Origin of the sequence: Bifidobacterium apri, assembly GCF_009299485.1 — a bacterium.
GTDB classification, from domain to species: Bacteria; Actinomycetota; Actinomycetes; order Actinomycetales; family Bifidobacteriaceae; genus Bifidobacterium; species Bifidobacterium apri.
In genome coordinates, this window is sequence record NZ_WBSO01000006.1 from 1 (window position 1) to 17,914 (window position 17,914).

Below are 17,914 nucleotides of genomic sequence, written 5' to 3' on the forward strand. Positions count from 1 at the left end.
AGCGGCAGCAAGAGAACAACATACACCACCACCACCAACCACGCAAACCAACCCCACACCACACACCCCAAAACCCCCGGAAAACCAACCAAACACCGGCGTGTCGAAAAAACAACCAACAACCAACCAAAACACGACACAACAAACCACAACAACCAAACAACAACACCAACGCACAAACAAAAACACCAAAAACACCAGCGCGTCGCGCTCAGCCACAGCCAATCCGGTTGCCTTCATGCCCATTGCCGCACACAGAGCCAGATTTGCGTACCCCGACTATTCCCGATTCAATCAGCCAACGTCGTTTCGAGTGAACCATCCACTGGCGGTGCCCCAACTGCACATGTGAGTGACACACTTTCTTTCGAATGCGGAAGGTAATCAAGCACCCCATACCAAGTTCCGTCATCATGTTCCGATGCTTCTCCCCGCGTATTCATCGCCTCCTGGCATGCCAGGAAGTCCTGTTTACCGATGCGGTATTTCTGCGGGTACAGATGCTGCAGTGTTGCCTGCGCCTGAACGTAATAGCTTTCCGGCGTATGGTCAAGCAAATCATTGACGGCTTCAGTTGCACCGTGCCAAGTACCTTCTTCGTAACTCACACTCGGCTTGGTGAGTACAACTCGTTTTGGCATATCAAGATAGGGGACGTCCAGGAGGTGTCGGACGGCGGATGGCATGAACAAGACAGCGCACAGGACAGTGACGATTGCGCCGAATCTCAACACCCAAATACGGGCTCGAGTATAGATTTCAGGCTGTTTTCGCCATCGAAGCGCGACCAGGACAGTGATGGCGGCAAACCCAATTGGCGTAATACCGAACATGATGCTTCGCACGAATCTGTTGACGAATACTGACGCAATCATCCACGCGATGGTGACGGTGACGGCTGCTGCAATCGGGATGTTGTAGGCGTTACGATTCTCGTCAGCGGCTTGCCTCCACTCGCGTTGTGCCGTCTGCTGCATCCGGGGATATCCGATGCGGATCGGTTGGGAATCATCGCCAATCAAGGTGTCAGCCGATCGGCGTTCTTGGTTGGAAACTTCGTCGTAGCCTGCTCTACCGAATGACTCGTTCATCATGGACTCCTCCTCGAGCGGTATGTTCGTTCCCCTCGTGCTCTTATACCTTTCTTGGTACACGGCATCGCACATGGGTGTGCATCCCATTTTCGGCCTAGACATGCCATTATCGGCAACTGTCTGTATCGGCGTGTCGCGGCGATACGATGATACTCAATCCGGTTGCGAACCACCGCACTCGGAAGTAACGATGGTGCTCCACAAAAAAGGGGCGCAGGCAAGGGAACTGCGAGAATACGGCAGACCAGAATCGGCCAAAACAGAAGGGAAAGATGATGGTTCAGCACACAATCTGGCATTGGGGTAAGTTGGCAGATGGGTCCGCGCGGACGCTGCGAGACGCCATGTATGGGGAAGCTGTCGGCGATGCATTGGGTGTCCCATTCGAGTTCAGTGCTCGCGGTACTTTCACATGCACAGGCATGGCATGGGACCGCGCGAATGGAAGCGTCGAAGTCGGAGGTGGAGTTGGGGCTTGGCACCAGCCCGTCGGCACATGGAGCGATGACACTGGGATGGCCTTGGCAACCTGTGATTCGTTGCGAGAGCTCGGCAGAGTGGACGTTGCGGATATGCGTGACAAGTTCATACGGTGGCGCGACAGCCAGGACTACAACGTTGACCGGCGATTCGACATAGGCGGCGCTACAGCGAGCGCACTCGCGAGCGGGCACGGATTGGCGGGCGAGCGCGACAACGGCAACGGCTCGCTCATGCGCATCGTCCCGCTGGCGTTCACGGATGCCGTCGACGACGAAATCCGCTCAGTGAGCGCGATTACGCACGCTCATCCGATAAGTTGTGAAGCATGTGTCACGTATGTTCGGTATGCGCGGTTGCTGCGGGATGGCGCGTCGCCGCTCGAGGCATTGCATGACAAACGAGTCGCATACGTTTTGAGCGGAGTCGCTTCTAGAACCACCGCAGGAGTAGGGGTTGATGATTTGACGATCATCCCCAAACTGAATCGAAAGGACGTTGCATCCAGCGGTTTTGTTATCGATACCTTGGTGGCTGCGATCTGGTGTCTGACCACCACCACGAGGTATGCGGATTGCGTGCTTGAAGCAGTCAATCTGGGAGAGGACACTGATACGACAGCCGCGGTGGCGGGTGGTCTTGCCGGAATCGTCTATGGTATGGGTGCGATTCCGGATGAATGGCTGCATCTGCTTCGTGGCAAAAATGTGATTGACCGTTGCACTATTGTTGACAATAGATGACAGTTCGCACGTCAAACGTCATGCCATGCCACACAGGAGTAGCAACCATGAGGACAATGGCAAATCCGAAGGATACTTATCTGCTGACGACCTTTCAGGAACTTCGCTATAATGGCCGCGAGGGTTATGCCCGTATTGTGGTGCAAAAGTGTGTCCGGAGAGGGAAAAGCAATCGGCCTTGTTCCTGGTTGCACGCGTGAAAACAATACAAAGAAGAGGCCAATTGCTCGTACTGATATTACCTTGGCTCAGGACGAACCTTGGCTCAGCCGCGTGAAGCCGGAGGAAGCGGAGGCATCGCATGATCGGCGTCTTGCCCGGGAAGCGGCACTGGCATAGTCACAGTATGGGGTAGGGGCACAGGCAGCGGTGGTGCAGACTCGAAAGGAGGCGGCACGGGAATGGCCTCAGACTCCGGACGAGAGGCATCAGCAGATGGAATAACTGCGTTTGTATCCGCCTCTTGCGTAGTCGATGACGTCGTTATCGGGGATTGTTCACAATGTTCATCGGCAAGACAGTCAGGGCGAATGGTTTGGGCCGGGACCGCAACCCCGCTCACACATACGTATCCGCGGCCGACACCCATATCCATTGCCGTGTTGCGCGGAATTTGCACGCCCAATAAATCACCATCAAAATCAGGATTCGGCTGGAGAATTACACCGCATCTTGATTTTCTTATCAACTTTGTCCAATGGGTGTACATAGAACGAAGATCGTCCGACCGCGCCGAGACGATAATGTGTATATTATCTTGTTCACTTTCTGCTAGCTGTGCCAATGATTTATCGGCATCATCGACTCTTTCCGCATCATCAATAAGCAATACAGTCGGCTCAGTTCTTGTGACAATTTCAGAAAGCAACGAAGCTCGATCATCAGCATCAATTGCGATGCGCTTGATACCGCCACTTTCAACTAGCGGCGAGCGCCGTGAAGCAATAGCCCAGACTTCGCATCCGGCTTCACGGAGAACTTGCCCGAGACCCATCAGCAATGTCGACTTCCCGGACCTTGCCGGGCCAGCAATCAACGCATGTTCACCAGGATAGAGTTCAAGCATCGCCGGCTGTAGATCAGTAGCACGCAAACCGACAGGAATAAGCCATGTCTGCGATGCGATATCGGCGGCACACCCGATGCCGCTTACCGGCACGCTTTCGGGTAGCTCTTTGGTCACCGCGTCTTTCTCGCGGCAACCATGCCACATGGCCTGAACGCGCTCGACAGCTTCATCGCTAGAAATGGATGGCGAGGCGACCTGCGTCTGAAGATGTGTCGTTACGGGAACACAGCGGCCACATACTGCAGAGGGAATTTCCTCACGCGGTATTCCAACACTTGCGTAGTCGTACGGTTCAGACAGTCGGAAAATCCATTTTTGTGTCGTCACATCGCTAATCGCCGAAGGGATCATACGAACACGAGTAGTGCTGGCGGCGCAATACAACCCCACTTCCGGGCCATCCGCCCAAGCCTGATATAGCCCCTCCATCAATTCCAGACCCGCATAGTCCTGATATTCGTCTTTCAACGCAGCCAAGCCATTTATCAGTACTAGCAGCTTTCGCTCTCGATGTTCGCCGGCTTTTCTTCGATCCAGTTCAGCTCGAAGATATCCAAGCAGTCGCAAGCGTTTCTCCCGCATGGCGATTCCCGAGCCGGCATAGCCAATACTGTGAGGCAAATGCCGCAATGACTGCAACTCCCCCGCACCCATGTCCAAGGTAAGTACATCAAGTTGTTCCGGCGACACCGCCGTGCACAATGTCAATGCAAGTGATGTCAGAGCTGCGGTCGCCCCGGTATTCGGCAATCCAGCGAATATGATATTGCCCTCATCCATGTTCCATCCAGCGGGAATTTGACGCTGACAATCAGGATCATCGGCAAGTGCGAAGTCGGCAATCGGCCATTTGAACCCTCCTACGGAGGATTCTTCCGAGACGCCTTTCTCAAAACCTCTCAGTGGAATAGTGTCCTTCAGGGGTTCGGGCCACACCCTTCTCGGTGCACGATAGCCTGCTTCCAAATTCGCTTTGGCAATAACCTCGATCATGTTATCCAAATCAGTACGCGATCCAAGCCTGCCGTTCTGTCGTTTCAATGCTGCCGGCGCTTGCCCGAACACCACCGGTCTGACACCAAGCGTTTCTACGCGATCGGTCTCCACGGTACCCGTTACCAATGCGGTTTGAATGAGACTGATATCATGCTGTCCGAGCTTGACGTATGCCCGTCCTTGCTGGGTTCGCGCAATCGATGCAGCGTCAGGCACGCCGATGACACTGGTTGAATCCGCGGCGCTTTGCACACGCAACGATACTCGCAGATTGGTGTTAGCCAAAATATCGTCATTTACCACCCCGGCGGGACGCTGCGTTGCAAGAATCATGTGCACACCAAGGGTACGTCCAACGGCAGCGATTGAGACCAGTGAAGAAAGCACATCAGGGTACTCTTTGGCCAGCATAGCGAATTCGTCCACGACCAGCAATAGCCGCGGGAGCCGCTCCTTTGGATTTGTGCCCATATAGGCATCAAGATTGTCTATTTCCGGCCCTGCCTGCGCGAACAGTCTTTGCCGGTATCTCATTTCAGCTTCCAAGGCGCGGATGGCCCGGTTAGCGAGCTGCGGATCAAGATTCGATAGCGTACCGATGGTATGTGGAAGCTTTTCGCAAGCCTTGAATGCTGCCCCGCCTTTGAAATCAACGAGGATGAAATTGAGTTTTTCCGGTGAGTTGCATGCCGCCAGTCCAACGATAAGCGAACGGAGAAACTCACTCTTCCCTGAACCCGTGGTGCCGCCGACCAGCCCGTGCGGACCGTCCTTCACCAAATCGAGGAGCAGGGGACCGTCCTTCCCCACACCAATCGGAGTAGAGACCGTATTGCTGCCTCGTTCCCATAATTGGATAATCTCTTTTCCACTCAACGTATGTATCCCAAGCAAATCGGGTAAGCGGACAAGAGACGGCACTTCTTCCTTCGAGCCCGTGAGCTCGGGGTCATCGAAGTGGGCGAGGTGCCGCGCGGTTATCGACGCGACGTCTGCACTGACTCCGGAAAGCACGACATCGTGAATCTCTATATTCCGCTCAGGATATCGGACGGTGCCCTCGCCGTACCTTGTCGCTTCGATAATCACCGTGCATGACGCAGGCAGCTGTTCAACGGATTGCGCAATGACTATTCCCGACACGGGAACCGTACGTTTGTCCATCACCGACGGGATATCGACACGGCCATGCCCAAGAAGATCCCGTGCAGGTGAATCCCTACCTTCCGTAAGCACATCGCTGTCGACAACAAGCAACGCGGCCGGCTGAGGAACAGCATCGATATGTTCTCTCAATGCATGCAGTAACGAACTGCTGCGCTCAGGATTGCATGAGGTCCAACGGTCCCCCTCGCGAGTGCCGGCCATACTTGTATGCGGCAGCCACGTGCTCCAATGCCAGTCTTCCTCACGCCCCGGATCGCAAAACACCATGCAGGCGAGATCAGCCGGTCCTGCATGCACGCAAGCTTGGATGAGCAGGCTCCGCCCCACAGCTAGAACGGACTCACGATCGCCGATTACACCTACGACCCCTGCATGGTTCAGATCTATTTCCACCGGTGATTGCGGTATACAGTTCTCATCGATGATGTGCTGGACTTCATCGCTTTGGCGGTTCCGCTCGTTGATGACCGGTTGCCAAGGCACAGAGCCGATGCCGGCGTTGAGCGTCAGGAAATCGTCTGAAGTAGGCCTGCACTGCCACAACCTGGTATCAGGCAACGCCGCATAACGGGCGCAGACCGCTGGATCAGGCAAGCTGTCGAGGCGCCGCAACCGTTCAGCATCGGCTTGTTCCCGCAATTGTTCCCTGAATTCTTCCAAGGCCGAGCGATACCGCGATTCCTCGATCTTCTTCTCGTGATGCTGGCGTATCCGCTGTTCCACCCACATCATCAGCGCAATGATCGGACTCAATCCAGCGAATACCGCATATGTCCAATTTTTCAGCACTACGACCATCATGCCCGCCATGAGCAGCGGCCCGATGATCGCCGCCAGATTGAATTTTGCCGGCGCCGAGACATTCCGGTGTTCGGGTGGTTCCGCGGGCGCCGGTTTCCCCGGGCGCCCTGCCCGAGGCGGACGATTAAACGGTGCAGTTGAGAATGCAGTCAGATTATGCAAGGATCCTGGACTCGGCGCTCGATGCTCATGCGGTGCTTTTCTGAGCGTGAACGCGACACCACTAGCCGTGATAACCGCATCATTACAAACGAAAAGACCTTTCGCATCAACCTGTTGACCATTAACATAGGTACCGTTAAGCGAGCCATTATCAGTCACCCACACCCCATCGCCCTCTTGTCGCAGGGAAAAGTGGTGCTTTGAGAGCAATCTCGATTGTGATGTGATATCACAATCAGCCGCACGGCCTACGGTGAGGATGCCGCCCGCAGGAATCGTATGCATTGCGCCGGCATCCAGACCACCGGACGTAAACAATACCCATCCCTCAAGTCTCCCAGGCGAGCATAACGGATGATCAGAGATAATCATGCCTTCGACCATATTGGTCTGGGCGAGGGTATCGTTCGGCGAACAACGAAACTCATCACAGTACAAGGACTGCTCGGGGAAAACGCCCTGCCCAGTCACCCTTTGGATGAGTTCTCCGAGAGTGACATCTGGAGAGAAACGCGTGATATCTACCTCGTACTCTCGCGCAGCAACGTCAACGACCACACGCATAATCTGCTCCTTGATCTGTGCATGTTGATGGTACCCAACGAGAATATCCAATCTTGACGATGTTCCAATATTCGAGCATCCAACATCATTTCAGCTTTCATGAAGATAACATTGTTGCGACGAACAGCGCATCGAGAAAGGTTTGCTATGCGTATTCTGTCTTCCGAAGAAGCCAAGACGGCTATCAAACAGATGCAGTCAATCATCAACGGCGGATTCACCGATCAGATCAGCCAGCTGGATGCACAGGGACAAATCCTTTCAGATCCAAATGTATGGGACGGCCCTCTTGCTGACCAATTCCGCGGCACGACGTGGCCCGAGACAAAAGCGGCGCTGGACAAAGCAAAGTCCGAGCTGGAAGAGCTTCGTGGACAATTAGACCAAATCGCGGCAAATATCTTCTCCGCAGGCGGGGCGAACTAGGCGTTCCTTCTCCGGGCTTCCCTGCGCAGCCATGCGGGGAAGCCCGCTTTACGTATTGATGCTGTGACATTGAGAGGTATACACGATGGTCGATTTGGGCCCGATTCATGAACGAGTGAAGTTTAATCACGCGGATGCGCAGCATTTTGCGAAAGCGTGCGAAGTAGCGGCTCAATCGATTGACAATCAGACAGGCTCACGATCTTCCTGGGAGAGGACGGCCCTTGAGGATTTCCGAGGTTACTTCTCTGAAATATTCCGCTCCAATGCAGCAGTCCGTGCGCGGGACGCATCGAATCTATCAACCAGCCTGAACGCGGTGGCGCGAGCCGTCCGCCGCGTCTCGGAAGAGGCCAGAAAGGAACAGCAGCGCAGAGACACCGCGAGGCAATGGGCTTCACAGCATGATGACTGGTGGGAAAAAGCGCGGGATTGGTTCATAGGGCAAGGCGACACCCCTCCGGTAAAAGCCGGGGCCACCCCTGTCGTCATTGACACCCCTGTCCCCGCCTGTGGTTCTCGGAAAACCCCCGCCCCCGGCTCTGCGAGCGGATCACATTCTGGATATACCTCCGCACGCCCTTCGAACCTGCGCGCCTTCGCATCCAACAGTATCGGTGCAGACGGGTCACTGCGGCAACGGCTCGCGTCGGTATCAAGCGCCTATTCGACATTCCGCAGTTCTTGCCGGTGGGGTGGGGTGAATTGCGACGGCGTTATCGGGGCTTTTTCGCGATATCTCGACGCCAATGCAAATGATGCGTCGTGGGCGAATACCCTGGCGAACGCGTTCGCGGCAGCCGGCGGCGAGCATGCCTTGTCGACATTGCCCGATGCCGCGATACTCGAAGCACTGAGCAGCGTAGGCGTGAAAGTAGCCCGCGAGCCTCTGTCGATTGAGGATCCCAAGTTATATGGCGTCCAAACCACCACCGGGTATGCGGATGACCCTGTCAATACCGCTACGGGTGCGTTCATCGAGACAGAAACCGATATGGCTTACACCGGCGGATGCTCGTCGCTTCGCTTCGAACGCGTGTATAACTCCGGCGACCGGGAAATCAGATCACTGGGGATCGGATGGTCAAGCGTCGCCGATGAAATGCTCTCTTTCGATGCGGATGGAGCATCATGGAGACGCGCAGACGGACGAATCGTTGCCTTCCCTAGGCAAGGCAACAGCTGGAGCCGTTCAATCGGAGACTCGTACTGGCTGGAAGCGGACGACGATGGCTGGATCATCAAGGACAGACACAACGCAATACGAACGTTCACACGTTCTGGCAGACTGTCAGGTTACGGCAGTGACCGTTGGGACTGGATCTCATGCGAACGCGATGAACACGGACGCCTATGCGCTTTGGTCCATGCCCGGGGAGCACGTATTTCTTTGGAATGGTCCGATGCCGGACTGATTTCGTCCGCCAGTATGGAGTCCTCCGCTTCCGAGTATGTATACGAAACGGATGGCAGACTCATATCCGTTTCGCTTCCCACAGGTACCAGGGCATACGAATACGCCGGCAATGGGATGATCGAGGCAGTAACGGACGCGGACGGCGTGGAGGTAGTGCATAACACATACCAGGATGACGGCAGGTTGCTGTCACAAACCTCCCCGACAGGGCGCACATCAGTCTACCGTTATCTCCCCAATGGCGTGACAGTGGTTTGCGATGAGGACGGTAAGCGTTCTAACACCTGGATTTCCGACACACAAGGCCGATGCGTGGGCATTATCGACTCGCACGGCAGACGGCAATCGCTGTCATATGACCGGTGGGGCAATGCACTGCAAATTATCGAACGCGATGGTTCCGTCACAGCTCGCTCATATGACGAGCACGGAAGACTTGTTCGAGAGCATACGCCCGAAGGCGCCGATTTGCGATGGAGCTATGATTCCCTGGGGCGTCTATGCACATTGTCGACAGGCGAGGATGAAGTCACACTCTTCGACTACGCAAGCGAGGGGCGGCAGCCCATACGGATTACAGACCCTTCTGGAGGGGTGACCTCGCTAACTTGGCACGAGGGCCTGATGACAGGCATCACCGATCCGACCGGCGTACATATCGAATTCCAGCATGATAGTCGCGGCAATCTCACCGCCATGACGGATGACATGAATCGTACCGCCCGGTGGAAATACAACAGCGCGGGAGCCATTACCGAAGCCATCTCCCCGGCAGGATTCACGACCTACTACCGATATGACGCAAACGGACGCCTCATTTCCCGGAAAGATCCCGACGGTGCCGTATGGCGTTTCTCGTACACTTTGGGCGGGAAAATCCGCTCAATCACCCGGCCCGATGGCTCGACGGACAGTGTTGAATACAATGAGCGCGGTGAAGAACAGCAACATCTGGATGCATTGGGACGTTCGGTCGAATCCAGATTCGACGATCTGGGGAACCTCAACGCAGTTATCCTGCCGGATGGCAGTGAATGGCAATACATCCACGACTCCCTGTCTCGACTGACGACGATTCTCGACCCCGATAAACATGCGTGGAACTACCGGTATTCAGCCACTGGCGACCTGACCGGCGTCCAAGACCCTTCCGGTGTCACCGTATCGGCCCATATCAACAGAAAACAGCGGGAAATCTCCATGAGCGACGGATTGATGAGTACGACGCTCACCGCAGACCCGCTGGGACGCATCATCAGTGAACGGCGAGGAAAAGACCCGGCAAGCACAACCGTCTACGACCGATGCGGCAGAGCTGTCGAAATGCTCGACCCCGAAGGCGGACGCACGCTCTTGCACCGCGATGCCGCAGGCAGAATCACCGAGCTCGTCACGCCAACGGGACTATCGACACGTTACACATACGACGCTACCGGCCATCTCTCATCGGTGACCGAAGCGGGCGGGGGCACCACGACTTTCCAGTATGACGAGGACGGCAATCTGGTCAGGCAGATCCTTCCGTCCGGAGATGAAGCAAGCGCGACCTATGACGCATGTGGCCGCATGCTCACCTTGAAACGCCCCGGCGACGGCATGATGCGCTGGACGTACGACAAGTGCGGCCGGGTCACCGCCCTGTACGACACCTGGAACGGATTGCGCAAGTTCAAATATGATGCATCCGGGCAGATTATCGAGATAATCAACGCGCTGGGAGGCGTTACCACGCTTTCCTACGATGCACTGGGACGTCCTGTCACGGTCCGGGACCCCTTGGGCGGCGAAACCAGCTACGAGTGGAATGCGCAAGGCCGATGCGTGGCAGCAACCGACCCGCTGCTGCGGACCATCACGGCGGGATACGATGGTGCCGGACGGCAGATCTGGCAGAAGGACCCTGACGGGAAGCTGTCCGAATTTACGTATGACCGCCAAGGGAATCTGGAGAAGTTCACCGTCAACGGTCACACCGTTCAACGGTTTGCCCGCGATGCTGGCGGGCATGACATGGCAGTTGCCAATGATGCAACGATTGAACACCTGCATTGGGATAACCGCGGATTGTTGACGCGGTATGAACGCCCTGAAGGCGCTGTCGAATGGCATTATGATGCCGATGGCAGGCGCATCTCCATGACGGGCCCAGACCGGCGCACGACAACATACCGCTACAATGCGGCCGGCAAGGTTTCGCAGATATCGCACCCCACCGCAGGCAATGCGAGTTTCCGCTACGACGCCGCCGGGCGAGTCAGCTCGGTGATATCAGGCAAGATACTGCAGACATGGCAATATTCGGGAGTCTGGCCTACGATGCATTCTGTAGCCGGCACAGCGACAAGATCTTCGCAAACAACAATCAAACGGGATGACGAAGATCGTATTCTCTCTATCACCGACGAGAACGGAACCACAAGCTACGAATATGATGCCGCGGGACAATTGGTGTCTGCCACCGGCCCGCGTGGCCACCGGTCTTGGGAATACGATCTATGCGGAAGAATCATCAAGGAACAAGGACCGCAAGGAACCACCGTATACTCGTATGATGCCGCGGGACAATTGGTGAAGTGCGAAACCAACGCCGGCATTCGCCGCTACTCGTATGACGCTGCAGGCAGACGCATCTCGGAGCACGGTCCGGGCGCTTCGTCCCGAACGTATCAATGGAATGACAGCGGGTATCTCAGCTCGGTTTCGTGGACACCTGCGCAAGGGCCGACACGAACCGTGAACTGCATGACAAGCCCCCTCGGTTACCTGTTACAGCTCGACGACCGTGCCGTTTGGTGGGATGTCGCAAGTGCCGCACCGGCACCGATACGATTCGACGGCGATGATATCTGCTCAGTGGCAGCAGCATGTGGCATCGGCGGCACTTGGAAGCCGACTGGATGGCGTATGCTGCGCCAGACGCTCCCCTCAGACCCATGGAGCGATGGGCTCTCCGCCGACGAATCAGGCATAGGACCTGCAGGAACGCTTCATTTCGCCGGACTGGAATGGCTGGGCAACCGCGTATATGACGCCCCAACGCGCGGATTCCTCTCCCCAGACCCCGTTCCCGCCCCATATGGGGTGGCGTGGGCCGCGAACCCGTATGAGTACGCCGGCAATAACCCCTTGTCCATACTGGACCCCAATGGCCTTAAACCCGTCACCGACATGGCGGTACTGGAACAATGGAGCAACAGCCACACCGGCTTCATGCAGCGAGCCGAAGACTGGACAAGGAATAACTGGGAATACCTTGCCGGCGGCGCGATGGTCATAGCCGGCGGCGCAATGATGTGTACGGGAGTCGGAGGCCCAGCAGGCATGGCTCTTCTCAGTGCCGGAGCGGATACCATCATCCAAAAAGCCACCACAGGCAATGTCAGCTGGGGAGAAGTCGCATTGTCCGGCGTATTAGGCGGTGTCGGAGGCTTTGAAATCAGTGCTGCGCGAAATGCGGTTATACGGGCAGCTACGCATGCATCATGTACAGGATGGAGCAAAGCCATGGCGGTATCTGCCGTGAAGAAAATCTCAATGCGTGCAGGGGTGAATGCAGTTGTCTCAGGGACGGCAAGCGCCGCCACATATTCATTGACATCGCTTTTGCCCGGACAGGAATTTACTGCCAGAGGCGTTACTGGAGCATTCCTAGGAGGTGCTGCCGGAGGAGCCATGAGCGGCCTGGCCGAACCTACTGTAGCGACAACATTCCGCGGATCCGTCTGGGCGAGTAGGGTATTTACCATGGCTTCTGGCGCCTCCGAAAGTTTGATTTCACAACGTATCGGCGATGGAAAAGTCGACTTCAAGCATGTTGGAATCTCCGCAGCGTTATCTCTCCCTATTGATAAAGGCGCTGGAAGTGCTGCAAAGAAGTTCCATGCCGTTCCCAATGGAGAAAACAGTATGAATCAATTGGCCCGCTTCGGGACGGGTAGCATAGAGAAATTGCGAACAGGGACCAATGGGCCGAAGCTCGTCCGTAATTCATTAATTGGCAGCGCATTCGGTATGCCTGCGGACATCATTGGCACGGTGACTGGATTATGGTGATGAAGAAGAACATGAAGTCAATCCTGACCGAGGGTTGGGACGTCATGGTGATATCAGACATAGTGGCGATAGTTTTGCTGGTGCGCAACAGGCATACAGACTGGCGAATGGTTGCCGCAGTGTTGGTGTATGCGTTCGTCGTGGGGCTCATCATGGCGCTTCTGAGAGGACACCGATGGGAGATGCTGTTCTGCTTCGTGGGATTGTACCTGATGGTTGTATTACCATTGTTCATGATGACACGGCAGATCGTTCCCGGAATGCTGCTATATCTGGGAGTTCTCGTTATCAGCTTGTCTATCTTTTGCCGGCTGCTAGGCGAGCCTCATAGCGCAAACGCGGCGATGGAATGGCTTCAGGCGGGTACACACGCCAAGAGAACCAGGCTCGCACTGAATATCATCTGCGCGGTGATTGCGATCGCGCTCGCATGCCTGCTCGTCAACAGGTCCGGGTGGGCGCGCGTCAGCTCACTGTGCGTGTGCAGCCTGCTTGTCGGCATGGTACCACCCCTGCTGCACGGCGCCTGGCTGACAGTTGCCATCCCCCTGGCCCTCATCCCCGCCGTCCCCCTGCCACTCCTGTTCATACCGGAAGTACAGGAGGCGGCCCTAGGCAGCGTTCTCTACCTGGCCATGCTCTGGTTCGGAGCCGAGCTATCCGAACTGCGCCTGAGCAAGCATGCCGCCAATAACGCTCCACCCTCCCAAAGCCCATCATCACACCAGCACAAAACCCCGGCGACAGCGACCGGCCGAATGCATCCGGGGCACATCGCAGGCTACTGGCCCGCATCCGCCGACCAGACAGCACGCACCTACGGGTACCAGCCGGTCAGCGAATGCGAGGAAGCCATCGCCGCAGGCACCGCAGGACACGGGCTCGTGAACTACGGCGTCATCGAATACGCCGACAACCTCGCCGTATCCGTCAACAGCAAGACCATCCTCTACGACGCCGCGAACAATCTGTGCGCATGGTACGTGCTGTTCCTCGAAGACGCCATCTTCTATTACGACGACCGCGAGCTATGGAAAAGCGAAGCTGCCGACGCAAGCGACCCCGACGAGCTCAACGGCGTACTCGGACTGGAAATCGACCCCGCGCACACCTGGCTCATCCCCTACTCCACGATCGAAACGTTCCAGGAAGACCAGTACAGCCGACACCTGGTCCTCACACTCACAGACAAGACGACATGCGAAATCGCCCTAACGCCTAAGCACAGCATCATCGAGTTCGGCAATCGCCTTGCCAAAAACACCAAGCAACGCCACGACCAAGCCAAACAACTCACCGCACGCATCACCCAATACCAACACCGCGACACCAACCAGCCCGAGACAACAACTGACACCGGGCAACAAACCTGTCTGAACACCCCGGACGATACCAACCACAAGGAAAGGAAAATCCAATGAAAGCAGGACACATCACCAACTACTGGCCCGCATCCGCCGACCAGACAGCACGCGCCTACGGGTACCAGCCGGTCAGCGCATGCGAGGAAGCCATCGCTGCGGGCACCGCGGGCCCATCCCACAGCGGCGAGCGCGGGCTCGTCGATTACGGGATCGTCGAAGTGCAAAACAGCGACGAAATCGTGTCCGTCAACGACAAGCATGTCCTGACAGAAACGCGGGAACTCATGCTCCTGGAGGACGCGATCTTCATCAGCCCTAACCTGCACCTGTGGAAAAGCGACGAGTCCATTGTGCAGGGGGCCGACGACCCAGTCGACGGTATATGCGGACTGGAAATCAACCCTGGAAACACTGAGATCATCCCGTATTCTGCTATCCAATCCTTGCGCGAGGACGAGCACAGCCGTCACCTCATCATCGACGACGGCACCCAACACGCCATCACACTGGCCCCCAAGCCTGGGCTGCTCAATCTGGCGAGCCGCACCAAACGTCGCCATCAGCGCGCGGAGGAACTCACCAAGCTCATCAACCAGCACCGGTAACCGCCGATGACGGGCGCATCGATCGCTGCCGCACGCTCGACGCGCCCGTACAGTGCAGATACGCCATTGGCTGTTTCCGGGTCTGTACGACACAAACAGCACGACACTGTGGACAATTCTCCCGATTCCGCGACATTGCGCGGTATGCTAGCGAACGTACGTACCATCGCATGGAAGCACGCGCAAATCGGACCGCAGATCCAGCGGTCGCAGAGCGCGACGAAGGGAGAGTCAATGAACCGTCCGGTGCTGTACACCGACTTCGACGGAGTGCTCAACGCGTTCCCTGACAAGGACATCCAAGACAATGGGGGCGTCGGGCACACGCAATGGCTCGATGACGGCGATCCGCGCGCGCAACTGTACAGCACGGAACGCGCATTCGTACTCACCGGCGACGACATCGTGCGCACGCCATGCGGCTACTATCGCATCCGCTGGTCACGCAACATTGCACAAACCTTGCATCGACTCGCATCCGAAGGCGATATTGAACTCAACTGGCTGACCACCTGGCAACCATACTGCTCACGCATCCTCGATCCTCTGCTCGGCTGGGATCCACACATCGAACACACCGCCATCTGGTACGATCCCATCTCATACGAACGCCGGTACACCGGCAAGCTGAGCACGGTATTCTCCCGGGTGCGATTCGAAACCACCCAAGCAAACCCCTCACCGGTCATCTGGCTGGACGACGAGGAATGCTACGAGACCGCGGCGGACCGAATCCAATCCCTCCACCCCAAGGCACCGGTACTGATGATCCGTCCGGACGCACGAATCGGAATCAGCCGCAGACAGTGGCGCATCATCAAGAAATTCATCCAGGATCCTGAAACATTCCCTGAACTGACACTCGATGAGGAACCAACCATCCGCGAATATCCCGGGCACCTCGGATTCTGATTTCTCCCTCCGGCCAGCACATGGAGTGTGCCTCGCGGCCATCTGCGATATCTGTAGCACCTGTCTATCTGCAGCACCTGCCGCGAGATATCTCGCGTATCAGGGTCCGATGCACCGGGTGACAGCGGCAGCATCGTTGATATTCCGCGGTGTATACGACCGGAAACAACCGGCGATCACCCAACATTGCAGCCGACACAGCATCTCATCGATACCGCGATACCATTCGACGGCATCATCGCATTCAACGACCAGCTGGCGATGGGCGCGCTGTTCACGCTTGTCGCCAACGCCATCACCGTGCCGGACAGCGTGCAGGTGATCGGCTTCGACAATATCGAGGAAGCCGCATACTTCCAGCCGCCGCTTGCAACAATGGATTCGATGATCGATTGGATCGCGTCCACATCCGTTGAACGCATCCTTCAACGCATTGGCAGCGACCAGCCGATCAAACCGCAGGCTATCGTGCGCGCGGCATCACCGTACGAACAGCACGGCAATATAAGCCATCGTGACCACAATGCCGCCGATCAAGCCACCCAGATGCGCCCACATGTTGATTTCCTTATTTGTCAGGCCAGGCGCAATGCACAACGCCACATTGAGCAACACCGATTTGAAGTCGAGGAACTGGCTGAGACCGGGAACGAACAGCATCGCGACATAGACGCCCAGCAATCCGCAGATCGCGCCCGACGCCCCGGCGGACACCACATAATACTCGCCACGGGACTTTTGAATCCGCCATGTGAGCAGGTTGCCGCACAATCCGGACACGAAATACACGACCAGCATGAACAGTGACCCGCCGAACGCGCCCGAGCCGAACATCCGCTCGACCAGCACCCCGAGATTGAACAGCGACAGCATATTGCACGCCAGATGAGTGATGCCGAAATGCACGAACATCGACGTGATCATGCGCCACCATTGGCCATGTTCGAGATCCCAAACCGTCATCGCGCCAAAACGCCGTGCGACATCGAGATTCGTGCTGCCGCCCGCCGCCGTTTCGACGATGAACACCAGGATATTGATCGCAATCAAAACAAACGTCGCCGGGGCTATGGCCGCCGTGGTCTGGGCAATCGTGTCCATCTGTCATCTCCTTCAATATGCGTCTCACTGTATCAGCCGACCCTGCCGATGCCGACAACGCCCGTGCCCTGCGGCGGTTTCGCGGCTGCGCCTGCGCTTGTGCAGCTTCCCGGCGCAACTTCCCGGCGCGAGAGTACAGTGTCTTGCACGTCACCGCTTGGCGTGACAGCAATCCGCACCCGCACCACTGACGCGAGCGGGAACTACCGGGAAGGAGGAGCCATGAACCGTCCGGTGATGTACGCCGATTTCGATGGCGTCCTCAATGCCTTCCCCGACAGCAAGGTCCAACGTCGTGGCGGAGTTGGGCACACCGAATGGATCAAACCGGATGATCCGCGCGCATCCTTGTATAGCGAAGAGCGCGCGTTCCGGCTCACCGGCAATCTTGTCGTCGAAGTGCCGCCCGGCAGATACCGACTCCGCTGGTCTCGCGAGCTGGCTGACGATATGTATAGGCTCGCCGTCGCCGGCACCATCGAACTGGCTTGGTTGACCACTTGGCAACCGTATTGTGTCAGCACGCTCGACCCGGCAATCGGCTGGGATCCAGATGTTGTGCATACCGTACACTGGTATGACCCAGTCACCAATCAAGGGCGATTCTCAGGCAAACTCGACACGATATTCTCCCGGCTGCGTTTCGAGACCTATCAAAACGATCCGTCACCGGTTATTTGGCTCGATGACGAAGAATGTTATCCGGCGCGAGCCAAGTACATCGAGGCGTGGAATCCTGCGGCGCCAATACTCATGGTCCGCCCGGATGAGCGCATCGGCATCTCGCGCAGACAATGGCTGCTGATCCAGGATTTCATCCACCATCCGGACGAGTACCCGCCCGTCACCCTTGACGAGGAATCGACCATCCGCGCCCACGCAACACATCACGGCTTATAACACCGCTTCTCAGCCTGATACTCGCGTTCCCGGCAGATTAAGCGTATGCACGCTTCATGT

The 17,914-nt window shown here is 56.7% G+C and carries 11 protein-coding genes and 1 pseudogene; 8 read left to right on the plus strand and 4 right to left on the minus strand.

Features of this window, described 5'->3' with window-relative positions; translation table 11 throughout:
* Positions 1 to 240, minus strand: a 240-nt coding sequence (locus tag DSM100238_RS09335; protein WP_167511052.1) for a hypothetical protein, incomplete at its 3' end; no start/stop codon positions are given.
* A gap of 50 nt (positions 241 to 290) precedes the next feature.
* A complete protein-coding gene (locus DSM100238_RS05200; RefSeq protein WP_152355637.1) occupies positions 291 to 1,094 on the minus strand; it encodes a hypothetical protein in 804 nt (267 codons plus the stop codon).
* A 344-nt stretch (positions 1,095 to 1,438) separates the two neighbouring features.
* Here DSM100238_RS05200 and DSM100238_RS05205 point away from each other — a divergent pair, with 344 nt between their 5' ends.
* Entirely contained in the window at positions 1,439 to 2,317 is an 879-nt protein-coding gene (locus tag DSM100238_RS05205; RefSeq protein ID WP_152355708.1) for an ADP-ribosylglycohydrolase family protein, read from the plus strand.
* A 265-nt stretch (positions 2,318 to 2,582) separates the two neighbouring features.
* On the opposite strand, the gene DSM100238_RS05210 is transcribed toward DSM100238_RS05205, so the two are convergent.
* A complete protein-coding gene (locus tag DSM100238_RS05210) occupies positions 2,583 to 7,076 on the minus strand; it encodes an FtsK/SpoIIIE domain-containing protein (RefSeq protein ID WP_152355638.1) in 4,494 nt (1,497 codons plus the stop codon).
* A gap of 147 nt (positions 7,077 to 7,223) precedes the next feature.
* Between DSM100238_RS05210 and DSM100238_RS05215 the strand changes: the two genes are divergently transcribed.
* The 6 genes and pseudogenes from DSM100238_RS05215 to DSM100238_RS05240 all read left to right on the plus strand — a co-directional run.
* Positions 7,224 to 7,502: a pyrophosphorylase gene (locus DSM100238_RS05215; RefSeq protein ID WP_152355639.1), complete on the plus strand. Its 279-nt coding sequence runs from the start codon at positions 7,224 to 7,226 to the stop codon at positions 7,500 to 7,502.
* Between the two features lie 700 nt (positions 7,503 to 8,202).
* Positions 8,203 to 12,972 (plus strand): DUF6531 domain-containing protein, encoded by a 4,770-nt coding sequence (locus DSM100238_RS05220; protein WP_167511053.1) that lies wholly within the window; start codon positions 8,203 to 8,205, stop codon positions 12,970 to 12,972.
* Between the two features lie 344 nt (positions 12,973 to 13,316).
* Positions 13,317 to 14,393, plus strand: coding sequence for a hypothetical protein (locus DSM100238_RS05225; RefSeq protein WP_152355641.1), 1,077 nt, complete (start codon positions 13,317 to 13,319; stop codon positions 14,391 to 14,393).
* The gene (locus DSM100238_RS05230) at positions 14,390 to 14,941 is read left to right on the plus strand and encodes a hypothetical protein (RefSeq protein WP_152355642.1); all 552 of its coding nucleotides are present in this window, start codon (positions 14,390 to 14,392) and stop codon (positions 14,939 to 14,941) included. Before DSM100238_RS05225 ends, DSM100238_RS05230 begins: the two co-directional genes overlap by 4 nt.
* 144 nt (positions 14,942 to 15,085) lie before the next feature.
* Positions 15,086 to 15,853: a hypothetical protein gene (locus tag DSM100238_RS05235; RefSeq protein WP_338071667.1), complete on the plus strand. Its 768-nt coding sequence runs from the start codon at positions 15,086 to 15,088 to the stop codon at positions 15,851 to 15,853.
* A 195-nt stretch (positions 15,854 to 16,048) separates the two neighbouring features.
* Positions 16,049 to 16,297 (plus strand): annotated as a pseudogene (locus tag DSM100238_RS05240) (substrate-binding domain-containing protein); the annotation flags it as partial.
* A gap of 36 nt (positions 16,298 to 16,333) precedes the next feature.
* On the opposite strand, the gene DSM100238_RS05245 reads toward DSM100238_RS05240, so the two are convergent.
* On the minus strand, positions 16,334 to 16,954 hold the full coding sequence (locus DSM100238_RS05245; RefSeq protein WP_152355644.1) for a rhomboid family intramembrane serine protease: 621 nt from the start codon (positions 16,952 to 16,954) through the stop codon (positions 16,334 to 16,336).
* 222 nt (positions 16,955 to 17,176) lie between these two features.
* Here DSM100238_RS05245 and DSM100238_RS05250 point away from each other — a divergent pair, with 222 nt between their 5' ends.
* The gene (locus DSM100238_RS05250) at positions 17,177 to 17,854 is read left to right on the plus strand and encodes a hypothetical protein (RefSeq protein WP_152355645.1); all 678 of its coding nucleotides are present in this window, start codon (positions 17,177 to 17,179) and stop codon (positions 17,852 to 17,854) included.
* Positions 17,855 to 17,914: the final 60 nt, after the last annotated feature.

Excerpts from the sequence above, each read along its gene's own strand:
- DSM100238_RS05205 (WP_152355708.1), top strand. The coding sequence starts at position 1,439 with ATGTATGGGGAAGCTGTCGGCGATGCATTGGGTGTCCCATTCGAGTTC.
- DSM100238_RS05200 (WP_152355637.1), bottom strand. The coding sequence starts at position 1,094 with ATGATGAACGAGTCATTCGGTAGAGCAGGCTACGACGAAGTTTCCAAC.
- DSM100238_RS05215 (WP_152355639.1), top strand. The coding sequence starts at position 7,224 with ATGCGTATTCTGTCTTCCGAAGAAGCCAAGACGGCTATCAAACAGATG.
- DSM100238_RS05235 (WP_338071667.1), top strand. The coding sequence starts at position 15,086 with ATGCTAGCGAACGTACGTACCATCGCATGGAAGCACGCGCAAATCGGA.
- DSM100238_RS05230 (WP_152355642.1), top strand. The coding sequence starts at position 14,390 with ATGAAAGCAGGACACATCACCAACTACTGGCCCGCATCCGCCGACCAG.
- DSM100238_RS05225 (WP_152355641.1), top strand. The coding sequence starts at position 13,317 with ATGGAATGGCTTCAGGCGGGTACACACGCCAAGAGAACCAGGCTCGCA.
- DSM100238_RS05245 (WP_152355644.1), bottom strand. The coding sequence starts at position 16,954 with ATGGACACGATTGCCCAGACCACGGCGGCCATAGCCCCGGCGACGTTT.
- DSM100238_RS05210 (WP_152355638.1), bottom strand. The coding sequence starts at position 7,076 with ATGCGTGTGGTCGTTGACGTTGCTGCGCGAGAGTACGAGGTAGATATC.
- DSM100238_RS05250 (WP_152355645.1), top strand. The coding sequence starts at position 17,177 with ATGAACCGTCCGGTGATGTACGCCGATTTCGATGGCGTCCTCAATGCC.